The organism is Vagococcus sp. 211 (genome assembly GCF_056322705.1).
This window is the reverse complement of record NZ_CM150475.1, coordinates 1,462,679-1,475,868: the sequence shown is the minus strand read 5'-3', so window position 1 is coordinate 1,475,868 and position 13,190 is coordinate 1,462,679. Positions and strand designations below refer to the sequence as shown.

The following is a 13,190-nucleotide window of genomic DNA, read 5'->3' as shown; positions in this document are numbered from 1 at the left end:
ATTAATAATAAACAAGTTGGGGGCTTATTTATAAATTACTGATAAACAAAACTACGTTTCTTATAAAGTATACCATACTCTTGTTATATTGATATATACTTTATAAAAAAATAAAGGAGAGATTAAATCACACACGCTATGTAATAAATAGAAGTCCTTATGTAAAAACTATGTAAAAACACTTGCATTTTAGTGGGTGAAATTATATGTTTAATTTGAGTTATTTACAGATAAATAGCTATAATGACAAGATTGAACTATTTAGGAGGAAAAGATGTGAGAAAAGGTTATAAATACCTGATTCTAACAGGCATCATTTTTGGTTTAAGCGCATGTGGCACTATCGATAACGGAGAATCAATTAATGCCGTTGGATCGTCAGCCATGCAACCACTTGTGGAAGCGGCGAGTGAACAATACAGTCAACAAAATTTAGGGAAATTTATTAATGTTCAAGGAGGCGGTAGCGGTACTGGGTTAAGTCAAGTACAAGCTGGCGCAGTAGAAATCGGGAATTCGGATTTATTCGCAGAAGAAAAAGAGGGTGTTGAAGCGGATAAATTAGTCGATCATCGCATCGCAGTGGTCGGATTGACACCTATCGTTAACAAAGAGGTCGGAGTGTCAAATATTTCTATGGAAGATTTGAGAGATATTTTCACTGGGAAGATTACGAACTGGAAAGAAGTTGGGGGCAAAGATGAAAAAATCGTCTTACTAAACCGAGCATCTGGAAGCGGTAGTCGTCATACGTTTGAACAATGGGTAATGGACGGACAAGATACTAAAAGTTCACAAGAGCAAGAATCCACAGGGATGGTAAGACAAATTGTCAGCACTACGCCTGGAGCTATCAGCTACCTTGCCTTTTCATATGTCACAGATGACGTTCAAAGTTTGTCTATTGACGGTGTAGCACCAACTGAAAAAAATGTGATGACAAATGACTGGGTGATTTGGTCTTACGAACATATGTATACTAAGGGTGAACCTGAAGGTCTATCAAAAGACTTTTTAGCGTACATGTTATCAGATGATATCCAAGAAGAGGTTGTTCCATTATTAGGTTACATCTCTGTTGATAAAATGGAAGTAGAGAGAGACGCGACAGGTCATACATTTGATAGAAAAGACTAGTCATTTAGGAGGCAGTAAATTGGAAGATATTCAGAAGAAATTAGTAAAAAAATCATCTAAAGCTAAACTAGAACAGTTTGGTAAAACAATCAGTTTCATGGCGATTTTGTTAATTGTCTTAGTGGTTGCGGCGATTTTTTATTTTGTGGCTAGTAAAGGGCTAGCAACGTTTTTTGTCGATAAAGTCAATGTGTTTGATTTTCTTTTTGGCACAGAATGGAACCCGAGTGCAGTCGGTCCAGATGGGAAGCCTTTAGTAGGCGCTTTCCCTATGTTACTTGGCTCATTTATTGTTACGCTATTATCAGCTTTAGTGGCAACTCCTTTTGCTATTGGTGCCGCGGTCTTTATGACGGAAATATCACCTAAAATGGGGACAAAGATCCTTCAACCAGTTATTGAATTATTGGTAGGTATTCCATCCGTTGTTTATGGATTTATTGGTTTATCTGTGATTGTGCCAGCTGTTAGAAATGTATTTGGTGGTTCAGGATTTGGTATTTTAGCCGGAACCTTTGTGTTATTTGTTATGATCCTACCCACAGTGACATCAATGACAGTAGATGCTTTAAAAGCTGTTCCAAGACACTATAGAGAAGCGTCTCTTGCACTAGGAGCAACACGTTGGCAAACAATTTATAAGGTAGTGCTACGTTCTGCTATACCCGGTATTTTAACCGCAGTTGTTTTCGGTATGGCAAGAGCATTTGGTGAAGCTTTAGCCATTCAAATGGTTATCGGTAACGCGTCACTTATGCCACACAATCTAATTACCCCTGCATCAACGTTAACAAGTGTTCTGACAATGGGGATTGGTAACACGATTATGGGAACATTGGAAAACAATGTTTTATGGTCACTTGCCTTGTTACTCTTATTAATGTCACTATTCTTTAATATTATTACACGACTAATTGGTAAAAAAGGAGCTATGAAATAATGAATGCTAAACAAGTTGATAAAATTGCAACAGGTGTTCTGTACACTATTGCTGGTGTCATTGTTGCTATTCTTGCCAGTTTAATTATTTATATTCTAGCAAGAGGTTTACCACATATTAGTTGGGAGTTTTTAACGCAACCTTCTAAAACCTTTCAAGAAGGTGGAGGGATTGGGATTCAATTATTCAACTCTTTCTACTTACTTATTATTACAATGTTGATTAGTATTCCTATTTCTTTAGGTGCTGGTATTTATTTATCCGAATATGCTAAAGAAAATTGGGTAACCAATATTGTTAGAACAGCCATTGAGGTTCTGAGCTCATTACCATCTGTTGTTGTTGGTTTGTTTGGTTTCTTGGTGTTTGTTGTTCAAGCTGGCTTTGGGTTCTCTATTATATCAGGGGCATTGGCATTAACTTTTTTCAACTTACCTTTATTAACAAGAAACGTTGAAGAATCGTTAAAAGCTGTTCACTACACTCAAAGAGAAGCAGGCCTTGCTCTTGGTTTGTCTCGTTGGGAAACAGTCACAAGAGTAGTAATTCCAGAAGCACTACCAGGGATTTTAACTGGGATTATTTTAGGCGCGGGTCGTATTTTTGGTGAGGCAGCTGCTTTAATCTATACGGCAGGACAAAGTGCTCCAGCTCTTGATTTTACGAATTGGAACCCATTAAGTATTACGAGCCCGTTAAATGTCTTCAGACAGGCAGAAACGTTAGCAGTACATATCTGGAAAGTAAACAGCGAAGGAACAATGCCTGATGGGGCTCAAGTATCAGCAGGGGCTTCGGCTGTTTTAATCTTAGCCGTGTTATTGTTTAACTTTTTAGCACGCTTCTTAGGTAAGAGATTACACAAGAAAATTACGTCAGCATAGACAGAGGGGGAACGATCTTGACAAAGTATGATTTAAACGATCGCTATATCGTTGAATTTGATAAAGAAAAACAAAAAGTAGAGTTATCGACAGAAGACCTACATGTATGGTATGGCCAAAACGAAGCCATTAAAGGTGTTTCCTTACAATTTGAAAAAAATAAAATCACATCACTTATTGGTCCTTCCGGATGTGGAAAGTCTACGTATTTACGTTCTCTTAACCGCATGAATGATCAAATTGATGGTACCAAAGTAACAGGTAGTATTTATTATGAAGGCATCGACATTAATTCATCACAAGTAGATGTTTACGAAATGAGAAAGCACATAGGCATGGTTTTCCAACGTCCTAATCCTTTCAGTAAATCAATCTATGAAAATATAACTTTTGCATTAAAACGTCATGGGTTAACAGACAAGCAGGAATTAGATGAAATTGTTGAAACAAGTCTAAAACAAGCGGCCCTATGGGAACAAGTCAAAGATAACTTGAATAAGAGTGCATTAGCCTTATCAGGTGGGCAACAACAACGTTTATGTATTGCTCGAGCGATTGCAATGAAACCAGATATTTTGTTGTTAGATGAACCTGCAAGTGCCTTAGATCCTATCTCGACTAGTAAGGTTGAAGAAACTTTGGTAAACTTAAAAGAGGACTACACGATTATTATTGTGACACATAACATGCAACAAGCATCTCGTATTAGTGATCACACAGCTTTCTTCTATATGGGGAATGTTATAGAGTACGACGAAACACGAAAAATATTTACACGACCAAAAATTCAAGCAACAGAAGACTATGTGTCTGGTCACTTTGGTTAAGGAGGGAAATCATGTCAATTATCGAATCAAATGACTTACATCTTTACTATGGTAAAAATGAAGCATTAAAAGGAATCACAATGGGATTTGACGAAGGCGGTATTACTGCTTTGATTGGTCCTTCGGGTTGTGGTAAATCAACCTACCTAAGAACACTGAACCGAATGAATGACTTGATTCCATCTGTGACAATTACTGGTAAGGTAACGTACAGAGATCAAGATATTTATAGTCCTAGAATGGACACTGTGTCACTGAGAAAACAAATTGGAATGGTGTTTCAACAACCCAATCCATTTCCGTTTTCAGTATACGAAAATGTTATTTATGGTTTGAGATTAGAGGGAAAACATTCCAAGGCAGAGTTAGATCAAATTGTTGAGGAAAGTTTAAAGGCTGCAGCCGTTTGGGATGATGTAAAGGACAAATTACATAAAAGTGCTTTATCATTATCTGGCGGACAACAGCAAAGGGTGTGTATTGCCAGAGTATTAGCCGTAAAACCAGATGTTATTTTGTTAGATGAACCAACAAGTGCACTTGATCCAGTCTCAAGTGGGAAGATTGAGAACATGTTATTTGAGCTGAAAGATCAATATACGATGATTATGGTGACGCATAATATGCAACAAGCGTCACGTATTTCTGATAAGACAGCCTTTTTCTTAAATGGAGACTTGATAGAATATAATAAGACCAAAAAAATATTCTTGAATCCAAGTAAGAAAGAAACAGAAGACTACATAAGCGGTAAATTTGGTTAGAATGAGAGGATGATAGTATGTTAAGAAGTCAATTTGAAGAAGATATTATTAAGCTACATAACAAATTTTATAACATGGGTAAAGATGTCAACGAAGCCATCAATAAATCTGTACAGGCTTTTACAGACCATGATAAAAATTTAGCAAAAGAAGTTATTGCAGAAGATGCTAAAGTCAATCATCAAGAACTTGAGTTAGAAAAACGAAGTTTCGAAATGATTGCGTTACAACAACCTGTAACAACAGACTTAAGAAAAATTGTAACGATTCTAAAAGTAAGTTCTGATTTAGAACGTATGGGTGATCATGCTGTATCGATTGCAAAATCAACCATTCGTATGAAAGGGAATAAACGCGTTTTAGAAATTGAAGATGAAATCACTTTAATGGCAAAACATGTTATGGACATGGTGAATAACGTACTTGAAGCCTATCTAGCAACAGATGTTGAAAAAGCGATTGAGATTGCTTTAAGCGATAGCGTAACGAATAAATATTTTAAATCTATTTACAATCATACGATTCAAGCAATGAAAGAAAACCCAGAAACAATTATTGTAGGAGCAGATTATTTACAAGTTGCGGGTTATTTAGAAAGAATTGCTGATTATGTCACTAATATTTGTGAGTGGATTGTGTACCTTAAAACAGGTAAAATCTCAGAATTAGATCAAAATCAAGGGCAAGCAGAATAAAGAGATAACCTAGAGACTCTGTATGATCTCTAGGTTATTTTTTATGGCACATAGGACACTGTGTTGTCATGGGAACTGCTAATTGATTATAGTAGAAACAACGTATAGATAATGATAGAATGAAGCAGTTGAGTTATTAATAGAGAAGCAGAGGAAGTGACAAAATGGTGAAGGTAAAAGATATCGTCAATCAGTTACAACTAGATGTTTATTCAGGTCCAGATTTTTTAGATAGAGATGTATCAACAAGTGAAATTTCTCGTCCAGGACTAGAACTAACCGGTTATTTTAATTATTATCCTCATGATCGTATTCAGGTTTTAGGGAGAAAAGAAATCACATTTACTGAAAAAATGACGGATATTGAGAAGGAAATAATTTTCAAGAAATTGTGTCGAGAAGATACGCCTTGTTTTATGGTAGCGCGAGGGCTAGCTATACCAGAACAATTGGTTCGAGCATCCATAGAAAAAGAAATTCCTATTGTTGTGTCAACCTTACAAACGTCTCGTTTATCAGGAATTGTATCAAGTTTTGTTGAGAGCCAATTAGCAGAAAGAACGTCTATCCACGGTGTACTCGTAGAAGTGTACGGGTTAGGTGTGTTGATTCAAGGTCAAAGTGGCATTGGTAAAAGTGAAACCGGACTAGAGCTTATTAAAAAAGGGCACCGTTTGATTGCAGACGACCGTGTGGATATTTACCAACAGGATGAGAGAACCGTTGTAGGAGAGGCACCAAAAATATTAGAGCATTTGATGGAGATTAGAGGCGTAGGCATCATTGATATTATGAATCTATTCGGAGCGAGCGCGGTGCGTCATCATACACAAATCTCTCTGGTGGTTAATTTACAGGACTGGACACAGGATAACACCTTTGACAGATTAGGAAGTGCGACGGAAACCATCTCACTTGCTAATGTTCCTGTACCAAAGATTACAATCCCAGTATCGACGGGTCGTAATGTGGCGATTATGATTGAAGTAGCTGCGATGAACTTTAGAGCCAAGACTATGGGATATGATGCGACAAAGAAATTTGAAGCCAATCTGGCTAAATTGATTGAAGAAAATTCAGCAAAAGAAAGTGAATAAGGAGAGACAATATGTTTTTAACAGTTAATCCAACAGCTTTCAAGCTGTTTGGTATCGAGATTCAGTGGTATGCGATTATTATTGTATCAGGTATTGTATTAGTATCTTGGCTAGCGACAAGAGAAGCGGAGAGAGTAGGTTTACGTGAAGATGATATTATTGACTTCATGTTTTGGGCCTTACCCTTAGCAATTTTGGGAGCGAGACTTTATTATGTGCTATTTGAGTGGCAATACTATGCTGAGAATCCAGGTCAAATATTAGCCATTCGAAATGGAGGTTTAGCCATTTATGGTGGATTATTAGCTGGTGGTTTAGTCTTATATTTCTTTACTCGTCATCGTTTTATTTCCACATGGAAGTTTTTAGATGTTGCAGCACCTAGTGTCATTTTAGGACAAGCCATTGGCCGTTGGGGCAATTTTATGAATCAGGAAGCATTTGGTGAGGTCACAACGAAGGGGTTTCTAGAGTCATTGCATTTACCAGATTTTATTATTAGAAACATGTACATTGATGGTGCTTATAGACAGCCGACTTTTCTATATGAAAGTGTTTGGAATTTGATAGGGTTTATTATCCTCATCGTGTTACGAAAAAGACAGACGTTTTTTAAAGAAGGTGAAATTGCTTTAACTTATGTTATTTGGTACTCTCTAGGTCGTTTCTTTATTGAAGGAATGAGGACAGATAGCCTTATGATGTTTGATGCCATAAGAGTGTCTCAATTATTATCAGCTATTTTATTTGTTGGAGCGATTGTCATTTTAGTGTACCGTCGTAAAAAAGTAACACCCTTGCCTTATTACAATAGACAAATAAAAGCAAAAAGAGAAACAGGGAAATAACTTATCATTTTTGGGTTAAATATGATAAAATTTAAGGTAAGTGTTTTCAAAAATAGTTGAAGGAGTTTTATGAATGAAACAAAAAGTTGCTGTTTTAGGAGCAGGGTCATGGGGCACTGCTTTAGCCATGGTCTTAGTTGAGAATGGACATGATGTGACGATTTGGGGACATCATGCAGCCCAAATGGAAGAAATGAATACCCAACATACTAATCATCGTTATTTACCAGATGTAGTGTTACCGGAAGGCTTGAAAGCCAATGGCTCATTAGAAGAAGCAGTGAATCAGGCGGATGCTGTTTTATTCGTAGTTCCGACAAAAGCGATGCGTGAAGTATCGAGAGCATATAATGAGGTAGCGACAGGACAACCGGTTATTATTCATGCCAGTAAAGGGTTAGAGCAAGAAACACACAAACGTATTAGCGAGGTTTTAGAAGAAGAAATCGTAGAAGAACATCGTAAGGATATTGTTGTTTTATCTGGACCAAGCCATGCTGAAGAAGTAGCCGTGAAAGATGTCACAACGATCACAGCAGCTTGTATTAATCTAACAAGCGCTGAATACGTTCAAATGTTGTTCTCTAACAAATATTTCCGTGTTTATACCAACGAAGACGTTATTGGTGTAGAGTTAGGTGCTGCACTTAAAAATATTATCGCCTTAGGTTCAGGTGCTCTAAGTGGTTTAGGCTACGGAGATAATGCTCGTGCAGCTATTATGACCAGAGGGTTAGCCGAAATTAGTCGGTTAGGAGTGGCTATGGGGGCAGATCCATTGACTTTTATTGGGCTAAGTGGCGTCGGTGATTTAGCAGTGACGTGTACCAGTGTTCATTCAAGAAACTGGCGTGCAGGTAATCTATTAGGTAAGGGTCAAAACCTAGATGATATTTTAGAAAACATGGGAATGATTGTAGAAGGTGTCTACACAACGCGTGCCGCTTACGAATTATCCAATGATTTAGGCATTGAAATGCCCATTACAGAAGCTATTTATGATGTGGTTTACAATAATAAAGACGTTAACACAACCGTGACAGACATCATGTTACGTAACTATAAATCGGAGAGTGAATTTTAGTGGAGGAATATAAAATGAAAAAAGTTAGAAAAGCAGTCATTCCAGCAGCAGGATTAGGAACACGTTTTTTACCTGCGACGAAAGCTATGGCCAAAGAGATGTTACCAATTGTTGATAAACCAACGATTCAATTTATTGTAGAAGAGGCCAGAGCTTCTGGTATTGAAGATATTTTAATTGTCACAGGTAAAGGAAAGCGACCGATTGAAGATCATTTTGATTCTAATTTTGAGCTGGAAATGAACTTAAAAGAAAAAGGGAAAGACGATTTACTTAAGTTAGTAGAAGAGACAACAGGCTTAAACTTACACTTTATTCGTCAATCTCATCCATTAGGACTAGGCCACGCAGTTTTACAAGCGAAGTCATTTGTTGGTAACGAACCGTTTGTTGTTATGTTAGGTGATGATTTGATGACAGATGATATTCCATTAACGAAACAGTTGATGAATAACTATGATTCTACTCATGCATCTACCATTGCCGTTATGGAAGTGCCTCATGATGAGGTCTATAAGTATGGGGTTATTAATCCAGGTGAAGAAATTGAAGAAGGGTTGTTCAATGTCATTAACTTTGTTGAAAAACCAGCGGTAGAGGATGCACCAAGTGATTTAGCCATTATTGGACGTTACTTACTGACACCTGAAATATTTAAGATTTTAGAAGATCAAAAACCAGGAGCTGGTGGAGAAATTCAATTAACAGATGCGATTGATACATTGAATAATACACAACGTGTCTTTGCACATCAGTTTAAAGGAACGCGTTATGATGTTGGTGATAAATTTGGCTTTATGCAAACAAGTATTGCTTATGGCTTACAACATCCTCAAATTAAAGACGACTTAACTAATTTAATTATCGAATTAGGCGAGAAATTAAAAAAAGAAAAGACTGAAAAAGAAGGCTAGCCCTTCTTTTTTCTTGTTATAAGGAGCAGACAATGAAGATTAAAACAGCTATTTTACATATTTTGGATAAAGACAGTGGGAATTTGATTTGTTCACAAACCCCTTTAGATAAAAAGGAACATGCGGTGAGAGAGTATTTAAATTCTGTAGAGGTGAGGTTGAGTAAAGCTGAATTTAAATTAGGGGTACTAAATGATGACTCCGAGGTGGCAACTCTGATAACCTCAGATCTGGATTTTCTTGAAAAGTCAGAAAAAATCGCCCAACTTGTCTTTGATAGTATGGCAATCAGTCAAGATGCACCTAGTGGGGATTGCTTGATATTTGAAGGGATTGGGTTGGATAACACGCCTTATTTTGGGTTAACTAAATTTAATTATAAGCCGAGTTTTACTCACCACGTTACTTATGTGGAAGAGAAAATGCAAAACAATATTATTATTAATCAAACCATATTCCCATCCATTACTCAAAAAATTGATGAAGGTTTCTTGGTTAACCTAGATACATTAGAAGTCGAACTCGTCGAGAAACGATACAATTTTGAAGGACAAAAACGGTTGTTTTTCTCGGAGCGTTTTTTACAAATTGATCCAGCACCAACAGTGAGTGAGAATGTTAAAATCGTAAAAAAAGCAGTGAAAGAAATTTCTAAACGTTATAACGAGGAAGAGTATGTGAGCTTGAGTCAAGCGCAGCAAGCCATTTTTGAGAGCATTGAAGATGACGGAATTATTGATAATAAAAAAATCGCTGATACCGTGTTCAGTAACAACGAATCAGCGAAACAAGAATACATTGAATTGGTAGAGCAAACGAAATTTAGAGAAGAGATTCCTAATAATATTCCGAAGTATGAAAAAAAATTCAGTAAACAAAAGTTTAAATTGACCAATGGTATTGAATTGAGTATACCATCGGATGTATTTCAAGATAAAAACTTGATCGAATTTATTAATAATCCAGATGGTACCGTGTCTGTTATGATTAAAAATGTAGAAGATATTATTAGCAAGTTCTAGTTAAAAAAATCGTTAAAGAAAACACCTGTTTTTTCCATGATATCAATGGTTAGTAGATGGGGTTCTCCCTCACTAGTCTCATAAGTCATTCCGCGTCCGTAAGGGGTATTGACGTGCTCTAAATAAAAATTATGACTGCTGTCATAAGGAATTTTAGCATCTTCTGTACCATGCCAAAAATAAACGGGACGCCCTGCTAATTTTTCTGGTTGTTGATTTAAATCAAAGGTATTAGTCCAACTTAGAAGATCTCTAAAACCAGTGGGGATATGGCGATCCGTTTGACCAGCGTGATAGACAACGCGGTCCACGAAGCCTTGATAGTTAGGTGTGCCCATTAAAATAGCCCCTACTCTAATCTCTGGGTGATGGGTTAGTAGCCCGGCTGTTGTCATACCACCCATAGAAAACCCACCCACTCCGATGTTGTTATCCTTGATAAGTCCTCGGTCCGAGTAAAAGTTTTTAATGAGATCAAATTCACTCAGGTTGTGTTGAATACTAGACCAAAAAGTGATGCTTGGAATAGATGAATGTTGTTTGATACGCCGTTCACCGTGGTTCATGGCGTCTGGTATAACCACTCGTATATTGTGTTGTGCTATCTTTCTAGCGGGTGTCATTGCCAGTTCTTTCGATGTTTTCCAACCATGGTAATAAACGACCAAAGGCAGAGCCTCAGTGCTCGATGCTTCCGGCGTGATTTCAAAAACAGGGATATGTTCGATGTAACGTTTAATGGTATTAAATTTCATGTCTTTCACCTCATACTTATTTTAAATAAGTAAGGATAGTTAAGCAAGACTTATGCCCAAATGAGAGAGATTTTTAATGAATTTTTTCTAAAAATAACGTATAATAGAGAGTATTGATGTAAAAGAAGGGGGGATGTTAGGAATGTCATATCAAGCCTTATATCGTGAATGGCGCTCGCAACGATTTGATGATTTAATTGGTCAACAAGTGATTACGCAAACGCTAAAAAATGCGATACAAGAAAATAAAATTTCTCACGCCTATCTCTTCACAGGACCAAGAGGAACAGGGAAAACAAGTGCTGCTAAGATATTATCTAAAGCCATTAACTGCTCTCATAGTGTCGATGGCGAGCCATGTAACGAATGTGATCTGTGTTTAGGTATTACGGAGGGACGTATTGGGGATGTATTAGAAATAGATGCGGCCAGTAATAACGGTGTGGAAGAAATCCGAGATATTAGAGATAAAGTAAAATATGCACCCACACAAGCGCCTTATAAAGTTTATATTATAGATGAGGTACACATGTTATCAACAGGAGCGTTTAATGCCTTATTAAAAACCTTGGAAGAACCACCTGCCCATGTGATATTTATTTTAGCAACAACGGAGCCACATAAGATACCGGCAACGATTATCTCAAGAACGCAACGGTTTGATTTTAAACGGATTAGTGTTGCAGATATTGAAGCTCATTTAGAGATGATTTTAAAAGAAAAACAAATAGAGTATGAGACTCAAGTATTAACGATTGTCTCTCGAGCAGCTGAAGGTGGTATGAGGGATGCGCTGAGCATACTAGACCAAGTTATATCCTTTAGTAGCGGGCATTTGACCGTTAAAGACGCTATGGAAGTAACGGGTAGCTTAACCAGTGATATGATGGATCATTATATCAAAGCATGTATGAATCAAGACACTGAAGAAGGACTTATGGTCCTGAGTCGTTTACTGAATGAAGGCAAAGAAAGTAACCGAATTGTAGATAATTTATTAGCATATTGTCGTGACCTACTTGTGTATAAACAAGCACCCAATGTGATTCATGAAGAAATTGGCATATTGACAGAGGATTTCAAAGAAATATCTGACACAGTGGAAGCGTCCTTTTTATATGAGGTGATTGCACTACTGAATGACACACAGCGAGAAATAAAATTCAGTCAACAACCAACTATTTATTTAGAAGTCATGACAATTAAGGCGACTAATCTTAATAAGAAACCGTCGACACCACATCAAGAAGAACCGTCTAATGACGTGGTTAAAGAATTAATGATGAAATTAAATCAATTAGAACATGAACTCTCAGTTCTGAAAGAAAAAGGGGTAACGGTACAACAGCAAGCCCCTGAAAAAGCAACAAACAAGGGTTCTAAAGCGAAACAAGCCACATATCGAATACCAACAGAACAGGTTTTCTCAGTATTAGATAAAGCAACAAAGCCAGATTTAATACGAATTAGAGACGCTTGGGTAGAAGTATTAAGTATGTTGAGTGTTACACAAAGGGCTGTGATAAAGGCCTCAGAACCAGTTGCAGCAAGTCCAGAAGGGCTAATCTTAGCTTTTGACTACGAAATACTGTGTCAAAGAACGAGTCAAGACCAAGAACTTCAGTTGGCATTAAAAAATAATTTGAGTCGATTGATCCAATCGTCACCAGCAATTATTAGTGTACCAAAGGATAATTGGTATCAATTACGAGAAGATTATTTGGCTAATAAGCAACCAGAAACAGACGAAGCACCTAAAATAGAAAAAACAGTAGACCCTCTTGTTGATGAAGCAATGTCAAGATTTGGTTCGATTGTTGAAATTATAGAAGATTAATAAGGGAGAGAATAAATTATGATGCGTGGAATGGGAAATATGCAAGGCATGATGAAACAAATGCAAAAATTACAAAAAGAAATGACAGAAACAAAGGCAGCTCTAGATGTGCAAGAGTTTGTAGGACAAGCAGGGAATGGTCTTGTTGAAGTAACCATGACTGGGGATAAAAAAATCAAAGCAATTGCTATTAAACCAGAAGTCATCGATCCAGAAGATGTTGAAATGATTGAAGATTTAGTGATGGCAGCAACAAATAATGTATTAGAAATCGTTGATACAGAAACCGAAAAAGTAATGGGTAAATACGCTAAGAACTTACCTGGATTTTAATGAACGATGAAACAGGAAGGAAACTTCCTGTTTTTTAGAAGAAAGAGAGGTAT

Annotated in this window: 14 protein-coding genes; 13 read left to right on the top strand and 1 reads right to left on the bottom strand. The window is 37.0% G+C overall.

All coding sequences use genetic code 11. The annotated features are described in order from the left end of the window. Positions 1 to 297 precede the first annotated feature (297 nt). From ACVWM0_RS07220 to ACVWM0_RS07170, 11 genes are all read left to right on the top strand, one after another. The gene (locus ACVWM0_RS07220; protein ID WP_476473686.1) at positions 298 to 1,137 is read left to right on the top strand and encodes a phosphate ABC transporter substrate-binding protein PstS family protein; all 840 of its coding nucleotides are present in this window, start codon (positions 298 to 300) and stop codon (positions 1,135 to 1,137) included. Positions 1,138 to 1,156: 19 nt separating this feature from the next. Further along, positions 1,157 to 2,077: a phosphate ABC transporter permease subunit PstC gene (gene pstC / locus ACVWM0_RS07215; RefSeq protein ID WP_476471969.1), complete on the top strand. Its 921-nt coding sequence runs from the start codon at positions 1,157 to 1,159 to the stop codon at positions 2,075 to 2,077. Next, positions 2,077 to 2,961, top strand: coding sequence for a phosphate ABC transporter permease PstA (gene pstA, locus ACVWM0_RS07210; protein WP_476471968.1), 885 nt, complete (start codon positions 2,077 to 2,079; stop codon positions 2,959 to 2,961). The genes pstC and pstA overlap by 1 nt, the downstream gene beginning before the upstream one ends. Positions 2,962 to 2,978: 17 nt before the next feature. Then, positions 2,979 to 3,788: a phosphate ABC transporter ATP-binding protein PstB gene (pstB, locus tag ACVWM0_RS07205; protein ID WP_476471967.1), complete on the top strand. Its 810-nt coding sequence runs from the start codon at positions 2,979 to 2,981 to the stop codon at positions 3,786 to 3,788. Positions 3,789 to 3,799: 11 nt separating this feature from the next. Beyond that, positions 3,800 to 4,552 carry a phosphate ABC transporter ATP-binding protein PstB gene (gene pstB / locus ACVWM0_RS07200; RefSeq protein WP_476471966.1) on the top strand — a complete coding sequence of 251 codons (753 nt, stop codon included), beginning with the start codon at positions 3,800 to 3,802 and terminating at the stop codon, positions 4,550 to 4,552. Positions 4,553 to 4,569: 17 nt separating this feature from the next. Beyond that, entirely contained in the window at positions 4,570 to 5,247 is a 678-nt protein-coding gene (phoU, locus tag ACVWM0_RS07195) for a phosphate signaling complex protein PhoU (protein ID WP_476471965.1), read from the top strand. A gap of 164 nt (positions 5,248 to 5,411) precedes the next feature. Further along, positions 5,412 to 6,344 carry an HPr(Ser) kinase/phosphatase gene (gene hprK / locus ACVWM0_RS07190; protein WP_476471964.1) on the top strand — a complete coding sequence of 311 codons (933 nt, stop codon included), beginning with the start codon at positions 5,412 to 5,414 and terminating at the stop codon, positions 6,342 to 6,344. A gap of 11 nt (positions 6,345 to 6,355) precedes the next feature. Beyond that, the gene (gene lgt / locus ACVWM0_RS07185) at positions 6,356 to 7,192 is read left to right on the top strand and encodes a prolipoprotein diacylglyceryl transferase (protein WP_476471963.1); all 837 of its coding nucleotides are present in this window, start codon (positions 6,356 to 6,358) and stop codon (positions 7,190 to 7,192) included. A gap of 73 nt (positions 7,193 to 7,265) precedes the next feature. Next, positions 7,266 to 8,276: an NAD(P)H-dependent glycerol-3-phosphate dehydrogenase gene (locus ACVWM0_RS07180; protein ID WP_476471962.1), complete on the top strand. Its 1,011-nt coding sequence runs from the start codon at positions 7,266 to 7,268 to the stop codon at positions 8,274 to 8,276. A 14-nt stretch (positions 8,277 to 8,290) separates the two neighbouring features. Beyond that, complete coding sequence (gene galU, locus ACVWM0_RS07175; RefSeq protein ID WP_476471961.1) at positions 8,291 to 9,190, top strand: UTP--glucose-1-phosphate uridylyltransferase GalU; 900 nt, start codon at positions 8,291 to 8,293, stop codon at positions 9,188 to 9,190. Positions 9,191 to 9,222: 32 nt separating this feature from the next. Further along, entirely contained in the window at positions 9,223 to 10,212 is a 990-nt protein-coding gene (locus tag ACVWM0_RS07170) for a nucleoid-associated protein (protein ID WP_476471960.1), read from the top strand. Here ACVWM0_RS07170 and ACVWM0_RS07165 read toward each other — a convergent pair. Further along, positions 10,209 to 10,967: a prolyl oligopeptidase family serine peptidase gene (locus ACVWM0_RS07165; protein WP_476471959.1), complete on the bottom strand. Its 759-nt coding sequence runs from the start codon at positions 10,965 to 10,967 to the stop codon at positions 10,209 to 10,211. The genes ACVWM0_RS07170 and ACVWM0_RS07165 overlap by 4 nt on opposite strands. A gap of 142 nt (positions 10,968 to 11,109) precedes the next feature. Between ACVWM0_RS07165 and dnaX the strand changes: the two genes are divergently transcribed. Together dnaX and ACVWM0_RS07155 are read left to right on the top strand one after the other, a co-directional pair. Next, the gene (dnaX, locus tag ACVWM0_RS07160; RefSeq protein WP_476471958.1) at positions 11,110 to 12,804 is read left to right on the top strand and encodes a DNA polymerase III subunit gamma/tau; all 1,695 of its coding nucleotides are present in this window, start codon (positions 11,110 to 11,112) and stop codon (positions 12,802 to 12,804) included. A gap of 18 nt (positions 12,805 to 12,822) precedes the next feature. Further along, the gene (locus ACVWM0_RS07155) at positions 12,823 to 13,137 is read left to right on the top strand and encodes a YbaB/EbfC family nucleoid-associated protein (RefSeq protein WP_476471957.1); all 315 of its coding nucleotides are present in this window, start codon (positions 12,823 to 12,825) and stop codon (positions 13,135 to 13,137) included. Positions 13,138 to 13,190: the final 53 nt, after the last annotated feature.

Excerpts from the sequence above, each read along its gene's own strand:
- pstA (WP_476471968.1), top strand. The coding sequence starts at position 2,077 with ATGAATGCTAAACAAGTTGATAAAATTGCAACAGGTGTTCTGTACACT.
- pstB (WP_476471966.1), top strand. The coding sequence starts at position 3,800 with ATGTCAATTATCGAATCAAATGACTTACATCTTTACTATGGTAAAAAT.
- phoU (WP_476471965.1), top strand. The coding sequence starts at position 4,570 with ATGTTAAGAAGTCAATTTGAAGAAGATATTATTAAGCTACATAACAAA.
- hprK (WP_476471964.1), top strand. The coding sequence starts at position 5,412 with ATGGTGAAGGTAAAAGATATCGTCAATCAGTTACAACTAGATGTTTAT.
- lgt (WP_476471963.1), top strand. The coding sequence starts at position 6,356 with ATGTTTTTAACAGTTAATCCAACAGCTTTCAAGCTGTTTGGTATCGAG.
- ACVWM0_RS07180 (WP_476471962.1), top strand. The coding sequence starts at position 7,266 with ATGAAACAAAAAGTTGCTGTTTTAGGAGCAGGGTCATGGGGCACTGCT.
- galU (WP_476471961.1), top strand. The coding sequence starts at position 8,291 with ATGAAAAAAGTTAGAAAAGCAGTCATTCCAGCAGCAGGATTAGGAACA.
- ACVWM0_RS07170 (WP_476471960.1), top strand. The coding sequence starts at position 9,223 with ATGAAGATTAAAACAGCTATTTTACATATTTTGGATAAAGACAGTGGG.
- ACVWM0_RS07165 (WP_476471959.1), bottom strand. The coding sequence starts at position 10,967 with ATGAAATTTAATACCATTAAACGTTACATCGAACATATCCCTGTTTTT.
- dnaX (WP_476471958.1), top strand. The coding sequence starts at position 11,110 with ATGTCATATCAAGCCTTATATCGTGAATGGCGCTCGCAACGATTTGAT.
- ACVWM0_RS07155 (WP_476471957.1), top strand. The coding sequence starts at position 12,823 with ATGATGCGTGGAATGGGAAATATGCAAGGCATGATGAAACAAATGCAA.